This is a genomic window from Stenotrophomonas sp. YJH_SMC_20 (assembly GCF_059367845.1).
Genome location: NZ_JCAFRG010000001.1, coordinates 471,256 through 485,679 on the forward strand (window position 1 = coordinate 471,256; position 14,424 = coordinate 485,679).

Below are 14,424 nucleotides of genomic sequence, written 5' to 3' on the forward strand. Positions count from 1 at the left end.
CGGTAGAGTCGACTGTCAGTCGACTCTACACATCGCCAGGTCACCGGATCTCGGAGATCTCCACGCCATCCAGCCCCTGCGACAGGGTGCGCGCGTCGCCGCCCTGGCTGAGCTTGATGCGCAGGCGTACCTCGTTCTGCGAATCGGCGTAGCGCAGTGCGTCCTCGTAGCTGATCTCACCGGCCTGGTACAGCTCGAACAGGCTCTGGTCGAAGGTCTTCATGCCCAGCTGGACCGAGTCCTTCATCACTTCCTTCAGCTTGTGGATCTCGCCGTCGCGGATGTAGTCCTGCACCAGCGGCGTGCCCAGCAGGATCTCCATCGCCACCTTGCGCGAGCGGCCGTCGGGCGACGGCACCAGCTGCTGCGCGACCACGCCCTTGAGGTTCAGCGACAGGTCCATCAGCAGCTGGTTGCGGCGGTCTTCCGGGAAGAAGTTGATGATGCGATCCATCGCCTGGTTGGCATTGTTGGCATGCAGCGTGGCTAGCACCAGGTGGCCGGTTTCGGCGAACGCGATGGCGTGATCCATGCCTTCGCGGGTACGCACCTCGCCGATCATGATCACGTCCGGCGCCTGGCGCAGGGTGTTCTTCAGGGCCGCTTCCCAGCTGTCGGTATCGATGCCGACCTCGCGCTGGGTGATGATGCAGCCCTCGTGCTTGTGCACGAACTCGATCGGATCTTCGATGGTGATGATGTGGCCGGTCGAGTTCTGGTTGCGGTAGCCGATCATCGCCGCCAGCGATGTCGATTTGCCGGTACCGGTGGCACCAACGAACAGGATGATGCCGCGCTTGGTCATCGCCAGCGTCTTGATGATCGGCGGCAGGCTCAGCTCTTCCACGGTCGGAATGCGCGTCTCGATGCGACGCAGCACCATGCCGACCTGGTTGCGCTGGTAGAAGCAGCTGACGCGGAAGCGGCCGACACCGGACAGGCCGATGGCGAAGTTGCATTCATGCGTCTTCTCGAACTCCTCGCGCTGCGCAGGGGTCATCACGTTGAGCACCAGGTCGCGGCTCTGCTGCGGCGTGAGCGGAGTCTGCGTGATCGGCGAGATCTTGCCGTTGACCTTCATCGCCGGCGGCATGCCCGCAGTGATGAACAGGTCCGAGGCGCGCTGGTGCGCCATCAGCTTGAGGAACGAAGTGAAATCGATGGTGGTCGCGGTGGTGTTCACGGCAGGCTCCCGGAAAAGCGGTTTACCAGGTAACGGTCGGTGGAGGAAACAACACGGAGCGGCCGCGCCATTGCACGCGCCGCCCGTGGCTGCCCTGCCTTACTCGAACAGGCGCTTGTCCTTGGCGTAGTCGCGGGCCTGGTTGCGGGTGATCAGGCTGCGCTTGACCAGGTCCTGCAGGTGCTGGTCCAGGGTCATCATGCCGTACTGCTGGCCGGTCTGGATGGCCGAGTACATCTGCGCCACCTTGTCCTCGCGGATCAGATTGCGGATGGCCGGCGTGCCGACCATGATTTCCCACGCTGCGGTGCGGCCACCGCCGACCTTCTTCAGCAGCGCCTGCGAGATCACCGCACGCAGCGACTCGGACAGCATCGAGCGCACCATCGGCTTTTCGCCGGCCGGGAACACGTCGATGATGCGGTCGATGGTCTTGGCCGCCGAGCTGGTGTGCAGAGTGCCGAACACCAGGTGGCCGGTCTCCGCAGCGGTCAGTGCCAGGCGGATGGTTTCCAGGTCGCGGAGTTCGCCGACCAGGATGATGTCCGGGTCCTCGCGCAGTGCCGAGCGCAACGCTTCATTGAAGCCATGCGTGTCGCGGTGCACTTCGCGCTGGTTGATCAGGCACTTCTGCGAGGTGTGCACGAATTCGATCGGATCCTCGACGGTGAGGATGTGGCCGTATTCGTTCTTGTTGATGTAGTCGATCATCGCCGCCAGCGTGGTCGACTTGCCCGAGCCGGTCGGGCCGGTCACCAGGATCAGGCCCTGCGGCTGCTGGATCACTTCACGGAACAGCGGCGGGCAGGCCAGGTCCTCAAGGGTGAGCACCTCGGACGGAATGGTACGGAACACCGCACCGGCGCCGCGGTTCTGGTTGAACGCGTTCACACGGAAGCGCGCCAGCGACGGGATCTCGAAGGAGAAGTCCACTTCGAGGAATTCCTCATAATCGCGGCGCTGCTTGTCGGACATGATGTCGTACACCAGCGCGTGGACCTGCTTGTGGTCCAGGGCCGGGATGTTGATCCGGCGAACATCGCCGTCCACGCGGATCATCGGCGGCAGGCCTGCAGACAGGTGCAGGTCGGACGCTTTGTTCTTTACGGAAAACGCCAGCAGTTCGGCGATATCCATGAGCGGCTACTCCCCAATAACGGCTTCGACTGGAAGGATCTTTCCCCGGGCGGCAGTATAGCCTCCTGATTCAATGGAACGCGTTACGTGGCCACTCCCCTGCCCCAGATCCTGAGCAACCTGCATGCCGCCGCCGAGGCGGCCGGCCGGCCCGATCCGCGCCTGCTGGCCGTGTCCAAGACCCAACCGGCCGAGGCCGTGGCTGCGCTGGCCGCACAGGGCCAGCAGGCCTTCGGCGAAAACTATGTGCAGGAAGCGCTGGCAAAGATGCAGGCGCTGCAGCACCTGGCGCTGGAGTGGCACCTGATCGGCCACCTGCAGTCGAACAAGGCCGATGCCGTGGCCACCCACTTCGACTGGGTGCAGAGCGTGGACCGGCCCAAGCTGGTAACGGCGCTGGCGCGCCATCGCCCGGCCACACGCGGCCCGCTGAATGTGCTGATCCAGGTCAACATCGACGATGAATCCAGCAAGCACGGCTGTGCACCGGAAGACGTGGATGCATTGGCTGCGGCAATTGCCGCCGAGCCTGCCCTGCGCCTGCGCGGGCTGATGGCGATTCCCGCGCCATGGCCCGAAGCCGAGCGTCGTCGGGATGCATTCGTGCGCATGCGCACACTTTTCCAGTCGCTGGCCGCCCAGCACGCGCAGGTCGACACGCTGTCGATGGGCATGAGCAGCGACTACGCCGAAGCCATCGCCGAGGGCGCCACCCTGGTGCGCATCGGCACCGCCCTGTTCGGCGCGCGCCCGCGCCCGGCCTGATTTTCAAAGGAGACGTCCATGGCAGCTGATTCCATCACCTTCATCGGCGGCGGCAACATGGCGCGCAGCCTGATCGCCGGCCTGATCCGCCAGGGCGTGCCGGCCGCGCATATCCATGTGGCCGAACCGGTTGCAGCGCTGCGCGAGTCGTTGGCTGCCGACTTCGGCGTGCAGGTGCACGACAACGCCACCGATGCCGCCGCACAGGGCAGCACCTGGCTGCTGGCGGTGAAGCCGCAGGTGCTGCGTGAGGTCTGCCAGTCGCTGCAGGCACTGGCCCAGGCACACCGGCCGCTGGTGGTGTCGATCGCTGCCGGCATCACCAGTGCGCAGCTGCAGCGTTGGCTGGGGGGCGACCTGGCAGTGGTGCGCGCGATGCCTAACACCCCTGCCCTGCTCGGCGCTGGCGTGACCGGCCTGTATGCCACGCCCTCGGTGGATCCGCAGCAACACGCGCAGGCCGAACAGGTGCTGGCCAGCGCCGGGCGCACGGTGTGGATCGAGAGCGAGGTACTGATGGATTCGGTGACTGCGGTCTCCGGCAGTGGACCGGCCTATGTCTTCCTGCTGGCCGAAGCGATGGAAGCGGCGGGTATTGCCCAGGGCCTGCCGGCCGACGCCGCGCGCACGCTGGTGGTGCAGACCCTGCTGGGTGCCTCGCGGATGCTGGCTGAAGCCGGCGAAAGCCCGGCCGAGCTTCGCCGCCGCGTGACCTCGCCGAACGGAACCACCCAGGCCGCGATCGAGAGCTTCCAGGCCGGTGGCTTCGAGGCGCTGGTGAACACGGCGCTGCGCGCCGCGCAGGTGCGCGGGCAGGAATTGTCTGCGGCGAATGATTGATCCCGATGTGTGCCGACCAGCGGTCGGCACCTACCATCATCCACGCATGGCGTGGATGCTCATTGCCCCAACGTGGTCATGACGAAATCCACGAAGCACTGCAACCGCGGGCGTGGCCTGCGGTCGGGCAGGTAGATCAGGTGCATCGGCCGCGCCTCGGGCAGGTAGTCGCGCAGCAGCGGCTTCAGGCGCCCGGCAGCAATTTCGCCAGCCAGCAGCGCCGTCGGTTGCAGCACCAGACCCGCTCCTGCAACGGCAGCTTCGCGCAACGCGAAACCATCGTTGCAGGTCAGGCGCGCTTCCCAGTCCACCTGTTCACCGTTGGCCAGCTGCCAGCCGTGGCCACCGCGCCAGGCCAGATGGCTCAGGCAGTCATGCCCTGCCAGATCGGCGGGCGTACGCGGCGTGCCGCGCCGGCGCAGGTACGACGGTGACGCACACAGGCTCATCGCATACGGCGGCAGCGGCCGCGCCACCAGTTCCTGCGATGGCAGCGGCCCGACCCGGATCGCCACATCGAAACCATCCTCGATCAGATCCACGCGGCGGTTGCTCAGGTCCAGCTCGATATTCAACTGCGGCTGTGCGCGCAGCAGGCCGGCCAGCTGCGGCGCCAGCACGCAGCTGCCCCAGGTGGTCGGCGCACTGACCCGCAGCAGGCCACGTGGCTGTACCTGCAGACCGGCCACATCGGCCTCGGCCTGCTGCACCTGCTCCAGCACCTGCCGGCATCCGGCCAGATAGGCGCTGCCGGCTTCGGTCAGGCGCTGGCGGCGGGTGTTCCGTTGCAGCAGCGCGGTGCCCAGATGCGCCTCCAGCTGCTGGATGTACTTGCCCACCATCACCGCCGACACCTGCAGCTGTTCGGCGGCCCCGGCAAAGCTGCCGCGCTCGGCCACGGCGACGAAGGCCTGCATGCAGCGAAGGGTATCCATTGCTAATCCAAAGTTAGGAATCTGCAAATCATACGCCGCTTACCTAACCCCAATGTGACGGCGCAGACTGCGCTCACACCCTCACGCAAGGAACCGCCATGAAGATCCTCCTCGTCGGTGCCAGCGGCACCCTCGGCCAGGCAGTCGCCCGCCAGCTCGGCCAACAGCATCAGATTCTCGCCGCCGGCCGCAGCAGCGGCGAACTGCGCGTGGACCTGACCGATGACGCCAGCGTCGCCGAACTGTTCGCACGTACCGGCCCGGTCGATGCGGTGATTTCCACCGCCGGCAAGCTGCACTTCGGTCCGCTGCAGCAGATGACGCCGGCGCAGTTCAACCTCGGCCTGCAGGACAAACTGCTGGGCCAGGTGAGGCTGGCACTGGCCGCGCAGCACCATCTCAACAGCGGCGGCTCGATCACCCTGACCAGCGGCATCGTCAGCGCACAACCGATCCGCGACGGCGTCAACGCCACCTCGGTGAATGCCGCACTGGAAGGCTTCGTGCGCGCCGCCGCACTCGAGCTGCTGCCGCGCGGCCTGCGCATCAACGTGGTCAGCCCGAACGTACTGATCGAATCGATGGCCGCCTACGGCCCCTACTTCCCGGGCTTCGAGGCGGTAAGCGCACAGCGCGCGGCACTGGCCTTCCAGCGCGCGGTGGAAGGCATCCAGAGCGGCGAGACGATCACGGTCTGGTAAGAAAAAAGGGGACGGAGGGGATTAAGTCGTTTTCGTCCGCCGGGCATGGCCCGGCGCTACCGGGAGCGCGTTCCCTTTTTGTCGCTCACTCCCAGCGCATCGGGCCGTCGCCGCGTTCGCCGAGGACGTCGCCGGGATTGGCCAGGCGGCAATGCTGCAGTGACAGGCAGCCACAGCCGATGCAGCCGGTCAGTTCATCGCGCAGCAGCTGCAGCATGTGGATGCGCTCTTCCAGCTCGGTGCGCCAGCGCGCGGACAACCTGGCCCAATCCGCCTTGGTTGGTGCGCGGCCGTCAGGCAGGCTTTCGAAGGCACGGCCGACTGCTTCCAGCGGCATGCCCACCCGCTGCGCCACGCGGATCACCGCCAACCGGCGCAGCACGTCCCGGCTGTAACGCCGTTGGTTGCCCGAGGTGCGCAGGCTGCTGATCAGCCCCTTGCGCTCGTAGAAATGCAGTGCGGAAACGGCCACGCCACTGCGCTGGGAGACCTCGCCAACGCTGAGTTCCTGGGATGCCATTGCTTGACCTCAACTACAGTTGAGGTGGCATGCTGCTATCTTCGCCGCCCGTTGACAAGCGCGGCCTGCACCTGACCCGTATGACCCCGACCCTCTCTCCCGCCGACACCCACCTGCCGGCTGACAGCTCGATCCTGTCCGCGCGCTACCGCGCCACGACCATCGGCATGGTCGCACTGGTCGCGCTGCACGCCTTCGAAGCACTGGCCGTCGCGGCCGCGATGCCCACCGTGGCCGAAGCACTCGATGGACTGCGCCTGTACGCGCTGGCCTTTGGCGGCACCCTGGCCACCAGTGTGATCGGCATGACCCTGGCCGGGTGCTGGGCCGATCGCCACGGCCCCGCGCGGCCACTCTGGTACGGCCTGGGCTGCTTCGTGCTGGGCCTGCTGCTGGCCGGCTTTGCGACGCGCATGGGCATGCTGGTGGCCGGGCGCCTGATGCAGGGCCTGGGCGCGGGCGCGATTTCGGTCTCGCTGTACGTGATGGTCGGCCGCAGCTACCCCGAGCACTTGCGGCCGAAGGTGTTCGCGGCATTCTCGGCGGGCTGGGTGGTGCCCTCGATGGTCGGCCCGGCGCTGAGCGGCCTGATCGTCCAGCATCTCGGCTGGCGCTGGGTGTTCCTGGCGGTACCGCTGCTGGCAGTCCCTGCTGCCCTGTTGCTGCGGCCTGCGCTGGCGCGCATGCAGCCTTCCGCCGACAGCAGCAACGACGAGGGCCGCGGCAACATCGTGCGCTGGGCAAGTGGTGCATCGCTGGCGGCGCTGCTGCTGTACTTCGGCGGCCAGCAGCACGGTCCGACCGCCCTGCTCTGCATCGGCGTGGCGATGCTGGCGCTGCTGCTATGCGTGCATCGCCTGCTGCCGGCCGGAACGCTGATCCTGCGCAGGGGCCTGCCCAGCGTGATCGCACTGCGCGGCATCGCCGCTGCCGCATTCTTCGCCTGCGAAGCCTACCTGCCGCTGCTGCTGCAGCGCGAACGCGGGCTCCCGCCCAGCTGGGCCGGCGCGGTGCTCAGCCTCGGCGCACTCGGTTGGTTCGCCGGCTCCTGGCTGCAGGGTCACCAGCAGCGCGGCTGGTCACGCCAGCAGCTGCTGCGCGTCGGCACGGCGATGATGACGCTCGGTATCGCCGCAACGCTTGCGGTGTTGTTCAATGCAGTGCCATTGCCGGTGGCCCTGGTGGGCTGGACGGTCACCGGTTTCGGCATGGGCATTATCTACGCCAGCCTCTCGGTGCTGACGCTGTCACTGTCAGCAGCGCATGAGCAGGGTGCCAACACCTCTGCCCTGCAGCTGAGCGAGGCCCTGTCGGTTGCCACCGCGCTGGCGGTCTCCGGTGCGTTGTTCGCGCTGTTCGTGGAAAGCGCGCCGCACACCGGCTACCTGCTGTGCCTGGCGATCACCTTCGGCCTGGCGGTGCTGGCCGTGGTGATCGCGCGGCGGGTGTAGCGCCGCCGGGTTTCGGTAGTGCCGTCCACTGGCCGGCACCATCACGGGATTCCCGCGTGCGCGGAGAGTGCCGGCCAGCGGCCGGGACTACCGGGTCCCCGTGCCTACGTCATCGATGTCCCGGTGCAGGATGCGCCGCACTTCCAGCACCGCCTGCGGGGTCTCCTGCACGCTGTGGCCGGAAATGATGACCTTCTCCGACTGTGCACCCGGCAGGTGCGCACTCCAGTACGGCACCAGTCCGTCATCGGACTTGTCCACCGGCAGCTCCGGCTTGCGCTGGGCGATGATCGAGTGGTACTTCAGTCCCGCTTCGATCGGCAGCTGCGCTGCGGCCTTCACGAATGGATCGCTGGCCTTGAGGTTGTCGATGCTGTTGGGGATCTTCGGCTTGGCGGTGCCGTCGACCTGCTGCTCGGCCTGTGCCAGCGCCATGAACACGTCCTCGAATTTGCCGAGAATGGTCAGCGGCAGGCGTACCAGGCGACCGATCAGCCGCCCGACCCTGTTGCCGGCGATATCCGTGCCCTGGTGCGGCGCGGCGATGAAGATCGCGCGTTCCACGTTCGGCTGCGCCTTGAAATGCAGCAGTGGCCCCAGCTTGGCCTGCACCCGCTTCAGCCGCTCGCCCTTCAGGTCATAGTTGGCCAGCAGGTCATCCCACAGCACATCACCCGAGTCGCTCACCAGCAGCCGCGCCAGCACGCCGCCCATGCTGTGGCCGATATAGACCATGTCCTTCGATGCGCGCGTGCTGCCGTTGGGGTCGAAGTGCTTGAGGGTGTCATTGAACGCGTTGGCGATCTCGTAGCGGTTCAGCGCGATCGGCGCGTTGGTCGGGTAGTAGACCTGCCACACCTGGAACTGCTGGCGCAGCTCGGGGTCGCCCATGATCTCGTTGGCCAGGTTCACCCAGGCTTCCGGGCTGCTGGCCAGGCCGTGCAGCATGAAGATGATGCGGCGGTTCGGGTCCCACGGCTGCATCAGGTAGATGTGCGGTTCGCCGATGCCCTCGCTCATGCCGAACAGGGTGCGCAGTGATTGCCGGGCGAAACCGCTCTGCGCCAACCACAAGCCATAGGCGGCGGTGAAGTTGCCGGCCAGCGGCACCTGCTCGCCATGCAGGGAGATGCGCTCGGTCGCTTCGGGCGAATAAGCGTCCAGCTCGACCCGGCGCGTGCGCATCACATCGTCCAGGTTGCTGCCTTCGAAGCGCAGCAGTGCGGTGACGTTGATCGAGGACATCTCACTGAACTCGGGCACCGAATCGTCGTGGCGATGACGGCGGCCACGGCGTGCGTCGTCCTCATCCTCCTGCGGCGCCTCAGCCTTGGGGCCCTCGGGTGCGATCACCGGTGCGACCAGCTTCGGCGGGTCCATCACCATCACCAGTTCGGCACCGAAGCCATCACGGCGATAAGTACTGCGCAGCCCGACGAAGCTGACCGTGCCAGCCGGCACCAGCTGCGCGGGAATGCTCTTCAGGTTCAGCTGCTGGTAGTTGGAAGCCAGCGACCAGCTGCCGACCGAGATCGGCTTCGTGTAGTCCTCGCCCGCCAACGCAGCGGCGCGCGCGCGGACGAACAGCACCACCGCCGCCTTCTCGGCCGCGTAGTTGTAGTAGTCACGCACCTGCGTCTGCCGGTCTTCGAAGGCGCGATCCGATGGTGAGCGGCCGCTGTAGAACAGGTAGGCATAGGCGTAGCGCGCAGCTTCCAGCCAGGCGTCCAGCGCTGCGTCGCTCATCGGCGGATCACCGGCTGCGGTCTTCTTCGGCGTCAGCGCCAGCGCGGCCTTCACCCACAGTTCGGACAGCGCCGACAGCCGCTGCTCGACATTGAGATCGTCGGTCATCAGCAGCGTGCTGCGGCAGACCAGGAAGTCCTTCTCGCACTGCGATTCGTCCAGGCCTGCCGCGCTGAGCGTCTCTCGCGCGGCGGGGCTGAGCTTGCCGGTATTGAGCACGTCGGCACGCTTGTTGACCAGCGAATCGCTGGACTTGACCTGCTTGACGGTGACCATCGCGCAGCCACTGCTGCCCAGCAGCAGGAAGGCGGCGAACAACACCGGCAGCGCACGCTGCCAGCGGATCAGGAAGAGTCGGGTCATTACTGCGGGTCCTGCTCGGTGCCAGGTACGCCCTGGCGGATCACGGTGGAGAAGTGTTCGCCGCTGCCCAGGTCCAGCGCACGCTGGGTGATGCGGCCCTTGTCGTGCAGCTCGGCGTACGGCACACCCGGGGTCAGTGCACCGACCTCCTGTGCGTACTCGGCCAGGTAGCCGGACAGCAGCAGGCGGTAGTCCAGCGGCAGGCGCGGCGCGATCTGGCGGGCCAGATCGAAGACGATCGTGGTGCAGTTGCTGGTGAGTGTGTTGTAGAAGCCCGGCTTCGCATCCAGTTCGCGCGCCTGCGCGATGTACGCGGCGAACAGCTCCTTCAGCTGCGCACGGTCCATGCCGTGCAGGCGGTACAGGTAGACATCCTCGCCGCGCGCATTGGTGCGGGTGCGGATGATGTCGGTCTCCTCCGCGGCCACCAGGGTCATCTCGAACTTGCGGAAGAAGCCACCCAGCGCCGAGAACGATTCGCCGCGTTCCTTGCGGATCTCCAGCGAGAACACCACGTGGCGCCCATCCTCGAAGCCAAACGAGATGAGGGTGTGGGCGATGGCCGGGCCCATCCAGTACGACAGCACCAGGTCGGCCGAGCGCAACTGGTCCAGGTCGTACGCGCGGCGCACCCAGTGCGCGTCGTAGTCGGTTTCGCTGCGCCAAGTGAAATCACGCACGTTGTCGAGCACCACGTGGCGCCCGTCGAAGGACACCACATGCAGGCGCTGGGCCACGTCATCGGCCCATACGCGGTCCTGGCGCGGGGTCAGCAGCAGCCACCACAGGCCGGCCAGCGCCAGCGACGCGCCGAACGCCATGCCCAGGCGACGATGGCCACGGCCACGCGCGACCTGCCACGACGCCCACAGCGCAACCAGCAGCCACAGCGCCGCAATGCCATTGGCCAGCCAGCCCGGCCCCGGCACCTGATAGGCCAGCAGCCCGGTCACCCACAACGCCGCCAGCGCCATGGCACTTCCTGTCATCCAACGTCCTGCGGCTCTCACTGGCATCCTGTCGCGGTCCCGAAGCCGCATAGTTAGCCACAAGCGGGTTCACCGTGGCATCTACGGCCCGTTCAGGCACGCCGGCGCACCGTCTCCGGCGGCCGCACGGCCAGATGGATCACACAGGAGCAATGATGGGCATCACTTCCGTGGCCGGCGTTCCGGTCCAACCCCGGCACCGCGCAACCTGCCACTGCGGCACGGTCGAGCTGCTGCTGGACCTGCCGGACGGCATCGTCGATCCCCGCCGCTGCGACTGCTCGATGTGCCGGCGCCGGGGTGCCATTGCAGCCAGCGTTGCCCGCGCGGGCCTGCAGGTCGTGCGCGGGCAGAACCACCTGCAGCTGTACCAGTTCAACACCCATGTGGCCGAGCACTACTTCTGCGACGTGTGCGGCATCTACACCCATCACCGGCGCCGCTCCAACCCGGACCAGTACGGTTACAACGTGGCGTGCCTGGAGGGCATCGACCCGTTCGCGCTGGGGGTTATTCCGGTCAGCGACGGGGTCAACCACCCGTCAGACCGCACCGGCTAGTGGCGCGTGCGCCGCGGCGGCGTGGCGATCTTCTGCCAGGGCGCCATGCCGCTGCGCCCCGCCCGCGCCGGGCGTTTCAGCCAAGGCCGGCGCGGCGGTGCCTGCGGCGCATCCGCGACCGGGGGAGGAAGCGGTCGACGGCTGGGCCAGAGATGGTCGAGCAGCCACATGGCAGGTCTCCGTGGGGGGACGGGGACGATCAAGACTAGGCCCGGGTGGGCATAGGCGACGTGAGCGGGACACGACAACGGGATGACGGTAGGGCACGGAGTGGGGCTTCCTTGCTCGACGGTGCACGACGGGAATCACCGGAGCCTGGTTCCATGGTCGTGCATTGCCGCCGGCGAACGCACAGGCGGCGTCAGGCCCCGGCCGCCGCCTCCAGGAAATTGCGCAGCAGCGGCGACGGTTGCTCTGGCCGCGTGCAGAACGGCAGATCGAAGCGCGCGGCATCGCTTTCCAGCGCGCGATAGACGATCTCCTGCGGGCGGAAGCTGGCCATGCTGGCTGGAACGATTGCCACGCCAGCGTCCACCGCCACCAACGACAACACCGCATGCATGCCCTGCGCTTCCTGCACCACGCGCGGGGTGAAGCCCGCAACGGTGCACAGGCCCAGCACCTGCGCGTGGAAGCCGATGCCCTCGCCCGCTGGCCATGAAACGAACGGCTCGTCGGCCAGCATCGCGATGTTGAGTTCCGGCGCATCGGCGAGCGCATGGGCACGTGGCAGCGCAATTGCCAGGCAATCATGGTCGAAGTCGTGCAGCACCAGCTCGGCGGCGGGAATCGGTGGAATCAGCACGCCGACGTCGATGCGCTGCTCACGCAGCCACAACTGCTGCTGACGCGACGTGGCTTCCTGCAGGTGCAGCTGTACCTGCGGGTACTGCTGGCGGAAGCGGCGGATCAGGCCAGGCAGGCGCCCATACAGCGCACTGCCCACATAGCCCACGCGCAGGCTGCCGGACTGCCCGGCGGCGGCGGCGCGGGTGCGCTGCAGCGCCTGCTCGGCCTGCTGCAACGTTGCCCGCGCCTCCACCAGCAACGTCTGCCCGGCCACGGTCAGGCCCAGGGTGCGATTGCCGCGCACGATCAGTTCGCTGCCCAGTTCGTCTTCCAGCCGTCGTATCGCCGCCGTCAGCGGGGGCTGCGACATGTGCAGGCGCGCTGCAGCGCGGTGGAAATGCAGCTCTTCGGCCACGGCCACGAACTGGCGAAGCAGGCGCAGGTCGATCATCTCGGTGCCGGCAGTGGAAACCTGCCTAGGGTACGCCGTCAGCTGCGCGCGTCGACACTGGCGCGGGCGATGGCCGGCCACTGCAGTGCGACCGATTCGATGCTGTCAGCAGTCACCGCACGCAGATCGCGCGGGTACGCCACATGCTCGGCTTCCTGCAGGCGCAGTGCATGGAACTGCCCGTTGCTGGCACGCAGTGCCCACCCACCTTCCTGGCAGCGCGTGGATGCCAGATAGGCCACCCCTTGCGCAACAGCTTCCGGATGCAGTTCGTCGGGCTCGCCTTCGATGCCCCACATGCGTGTCTTCGCCACCGGCGAAACAGCGTTGACCACGATGCCATGCTCGGAGCCTTCCAGCGCCAGAACATTGACCAGGCCAAGCGCAGCCAGCTTGCCCATTGCATAGGCGGACAGTCCACGCTGTGCGTACTGCGGATACAACGCGCGATCCGAAGTAGTGATGACGATGCGTCCACCACCGGCCTCGCGCATCGCCGGCCATGCCGCCTGCGCCAGCCACAACGGCGTCTTCGCCGCCAGGCACAGCATCTGCTCCAGCGCATCGTCCTCGACCGCTTCCAGCGGCTGGTACTCGACCCAGCCCGCGTTGTGGATCAGGAAGTCGATGCGGCCGTGCGCCTGCAGCAGCGCCTGCACCAGCGCATGGCAACCGTCGCGATGGCCGATGGGGCCGCTTGCGGCCTGCACCTGCAGACCCTGCGCCTGCAGCACTTCGACGCTGCGCAGGATGCGCTGCGGGTCAGCGCCTCGGCCATCGGTACCGGCACCGACGTCATGCATCAGCACCTGCGCACCGCGCTCGGCCAGCAGGCGACTGTAGGCCAGGCCGAGTCCACCGGCGGCACCCGTCACCAGGCCAACCTGACCTTCAAAGGAAATTCGGGAAATCGGCTGCATCGGCACAGCTTCGGCCGTGCACCCAGGTTGCGGCCAATACCATTGACCACGCCGCACGATACGCCCGCGGTATCACCGAAAAAGGGGACGGAGGGGATTAAGTCGTTTCAGGCACAGCAGGGCCAGTTACGACTTAATCCCCTCCGTCCCCTTTTTCCTGGCGGCTGAAGCGGCGCGCGCCGGCGACGCAGATCACTGCGACCAGAGTCACCAGCACCATGCTGAGGCTGACCGATTCGTGCAGCAGCAGCGCGGCCAGGGCCAGGCCGAAGAAGGGCTGCAGCAGCTGCAGCTGGCCGACAGCGGCGATGCCGCCCTGGGCCAGCCCGCGGTACCAGAACAGGAAGCCGATCAGCATGCTGAACACTGCCACGTAGCCCAGTGCCCACCACGCCGAGGCACCGACCGCCGAGAGCGAGGCCGGGCGCATCAGCACCGTCATCGGCAGCATCACCGGCAACGCCAGCAGCAATGCCCAGCTGATCACCTGCCAGCCGCCCAGATGACGGGCGAGCCGACCACCTTCCGCGTAGCCCAGCCCGCACACCACGATCGCCGCCAGCATCAGCAGGTCGGCCTGCAAAGAGGCTTCGATGCCGTTGCGCGCGGCATAGCCGACCACGCAGGCACTGCCCAGCAACGAGAACAGCCAGAACGCCGGGCGCGGCCGATCGCCACCGCGCAGCACGCCGAACACCGCTGTACTCAACGGCAGCAGGCCGAGGAACACGATGGTGTGTGCCGACGAAGCATGGCGCAGCGCGAGCGCGGTCAGCAGCGGGAAGCCGACCACAACGCCGAGGCTGACCACCACCAGCCCCGGCAGGTCGCCGCGCCGCGGCCACGGTTGGCGCAGCATCAACAACAGGCCCAGGCCGAGCACCGCGGCGATGGTGGCGCGTGCGGCGGTGACGAACCCGGCATCCAGCTGCAGCACCGCCAGGCGGGTGGCCGGTAATGAGCCGGCGAAGATCACCACACCGATGAAGCCATTGATCCAACCACTCGCCGACCGTTCCACGCCTGTACTCCTGAAGGTGCCGGACGATGCCCGGCTGCACCTGTATGGAAGCA

13 protein-coding genes and 1 pseudogene are annotated in these 14,424 nt (G+C 67.2%); 5 read left to right on the forward strand and 9 right to left on the reverse strand.

Features of this window, described 5'->3' with window-relative positions:
• Positions 1 to 40: 40 nt before the first annotated feature.
• Together AC5P6A_RS02230 and AC5P6A_RS02235 are read right to left on the reverse strand one after the other, a co-directional pair.
• A complete protein-coding gene (locus tag AC5P6A_RS02230) occupies positions 41 to 1,183 on the reverse strand; it encodes a PilT/PilU family type 4a pilus ATPase (RefSeq protein ID WP_019659468.1) in 1,143 nt (380 codons plus the stop codon).
• A 99-nt stretch (positions 1,184 to 1,282) separates the two neighbouring features.
• Positions 1,283 to 2,320 (reverse strand): type IV pilus twitching motility protein PilT, encoded by a 1,038-nt coding sequence (locus tag AC5P6A_RS02235; RefSeq protein ID WP_006422551.1) that lies wholly within the window; start codon positions 2,318 to 2,320, stop codon positions 1,283 to 1,285.
• 87 nt (positions 2,321 to 2,407) lie between these two features.
• On the opposite strand from AC5P6A_RS02235, the gene AC5P6A_RS02240 reads away from it, so the two are divergent.
• Both AC5P6A_RS02240 and proC read left to right on the forward strand, forming a co-directional pair.
• Positions 2,408 to 3,085: a YggS family pyridoxal phosphate-dependent enzyme gene (locus AC5P6A_RS02240; RefSeq protein WP_134734730.1), complete on the forward strand. Its 678-nt coding sequence runs from the start codon at positions 2,408 to 2,410 to the stop codon at positions 3,083 to 3,085.
• An 18-nt stretch (positions 3,086 to 3,103) separates the two neighbouring features.
• On the forward strand, positions 3,104 to 3,925 hold the full coding sequence (proC, locus tag AC5P6A_RS02245; RefSeq protein ID WP_019659470.1) for a pyrroline-5-carboxylate reductase: 822 nt from the start codon (positions 3,104 to 3,106) through the stop codon (positions 3,923 to 3,925).
• Between the two features lie 59 nt (positions 3,926 to 3,984).
• Here the strand turns inward: proC and AC5P6A_RS02250 are convergent, their stop codons facing one another.
• A complete protein-coding gene (locus tag AC5P6A_RS02250) occupies positions 3,985 to 4,860 on the reverse strand; it encodes a LysR family transcriptional regulator (RefSeq protein ID WP_019659471.1) in 876 nt (291 codons plus the stop codon).
• Positions 4,861 to 4,931: 71 nt separating this feature from the next.
• On the opposite strand from AC5P6A_RS02250, the pseudogene AC5P6A_RS02255 reads away from it, so the two are divergent.
• Positions 4,932 to 5,561, forward strand: a pseudogene (locus AC5P6A_RS02255) (short chain dehydrogenase); the annotation flags it as partial.
• Positions 5,562 to 5,646: 85 nt separating this feature from the next.
• On the opposite strand, the gene soxR reads toward AC5P6A_RS02255, so the two are convergent.
• Positions 5,647 to 6,081 (reverse strand): redox-sensitive transcriptional activator SoxR, encoded by a 435-nt coding sequence (soxR, locus tag AC5P6A_RS02260; RefSeq protein ID WP_021202603.1) that lies wholly within the window; start codon positions 6,079 to 6,081, stop codon positions 5,647 to 5,649.
• Positions 6,082 to 6,110: 29 nt separating this feature from the next.
• Between soxR and AC5P6A_RS02265 the strand changes: the two genes are divergently transcribed.
• Complete coding sequence (locus tag AC5P6A_RS02265) at positions 6,111 to 7,532, forward strand: MFS transporter (RefSeq protein WP_346714645.1); 1,422 nt, start codon at positions 6,111 to 6,113, stop codon at positions 7,530 to 7,532.
• Between the two features lie 87 nt (positions 7,533 to 7,619).
• Here AC5P6A_RS02265 and AC5P6A_RS02270 read toward each other — a convergent pair whose 3' ends face one another.
• Positions 7,620 to 9,641 carry an esterase/lipase family protein gene (locus tag AC5P6A_RS02270; RefSeq protein ID WP_346714644.1) on the reverse strand — a complete coding sequence of 674 codons (2,022 nt, stop codon included), beginning with the start codon at positions 9,639 to 9,641 and terminating at the stop codon, positions 7,620 to 7,622.
• On the reverse strand, positions 9,641 to 10,615 hold the full coding sequence (locus AC5P6A_RS02275) for an Lnb N-terminal periplasmic domain-containing protein (RefSeq protein ID WP_227852035.1): 975 nt from the start codon (positions 10,613 to 10,615) through the stop codon (positions 9,641 to 9,643). Before AC5P6A_RS02275 ends, AC5P6A_RS02270 begins: the two co-directional genes overlap by 1 nt.
• Before the next feature lie 170 nt (positions 10,616 to 10,785).
• Here AC5P6A_RS02275 and AC5P6A_RS02280 point away from each other — a divergent pair, with 170 nt between their 5' ends.
• Positions 10,786 to 11,190: a GFA family protein gene (locus AC5P6A_RS02280; protein WP_171952385.1), complete on the forward strand. Its 405-nt coding sequence runs from the start codon at positions 10,786 to 10,788 to the stop codon at positions 11,188 to 11,190.
• 361 nt (positions 11,191 to 11,551) lie between these two features.
• Here AC5P6A_RS02280 and AC5P6A_RS02285 read toward each other — a convergent pair whose 3' ends face one another.
• From AC5P6A_RS02285 to AC5P6A_RS02295, 3 genes are all read right to left on the reverse strand, one after another.
• Positions 11,552 to 12,430, reverse strand: a complete 879-nt coding sequence (locus AC5P6A_RS02285; protein WP_069138975.1) for a LysR family transcriptional regulator — start codon at positions 12,428 to 12,430, stop codon at positions 11,552 to 11,554.
• Positions 12,431 to 12,468: 38 nt separating this feature from the next.
• A complete protein-coding gene (locus AC5P6A_RS02290; protein ID WP_346714643.1) occupies positions 12,469 to 13,305 on the reverse strand; it encodes an SDR family oxidoreductase in 837 nt (278 codons plus the stop codon).
• A gap of 178 nt (positions 13,306 to 13,483) precedes the next feature.
• On the reverse strand, positions 13,484 to 14,371 hold the full coding sequence (locus AC5P6A_RS02295) for a DMT family transporter (protein ID WP_155029051.1): 888 nt from the start codon (positions 14,369 to 14,371) through the stop codon (positions 13,484 to 13,486).
• Between the last annotated feature and the right edge of the window lie 53 nt (positions 14,372 to 14,424).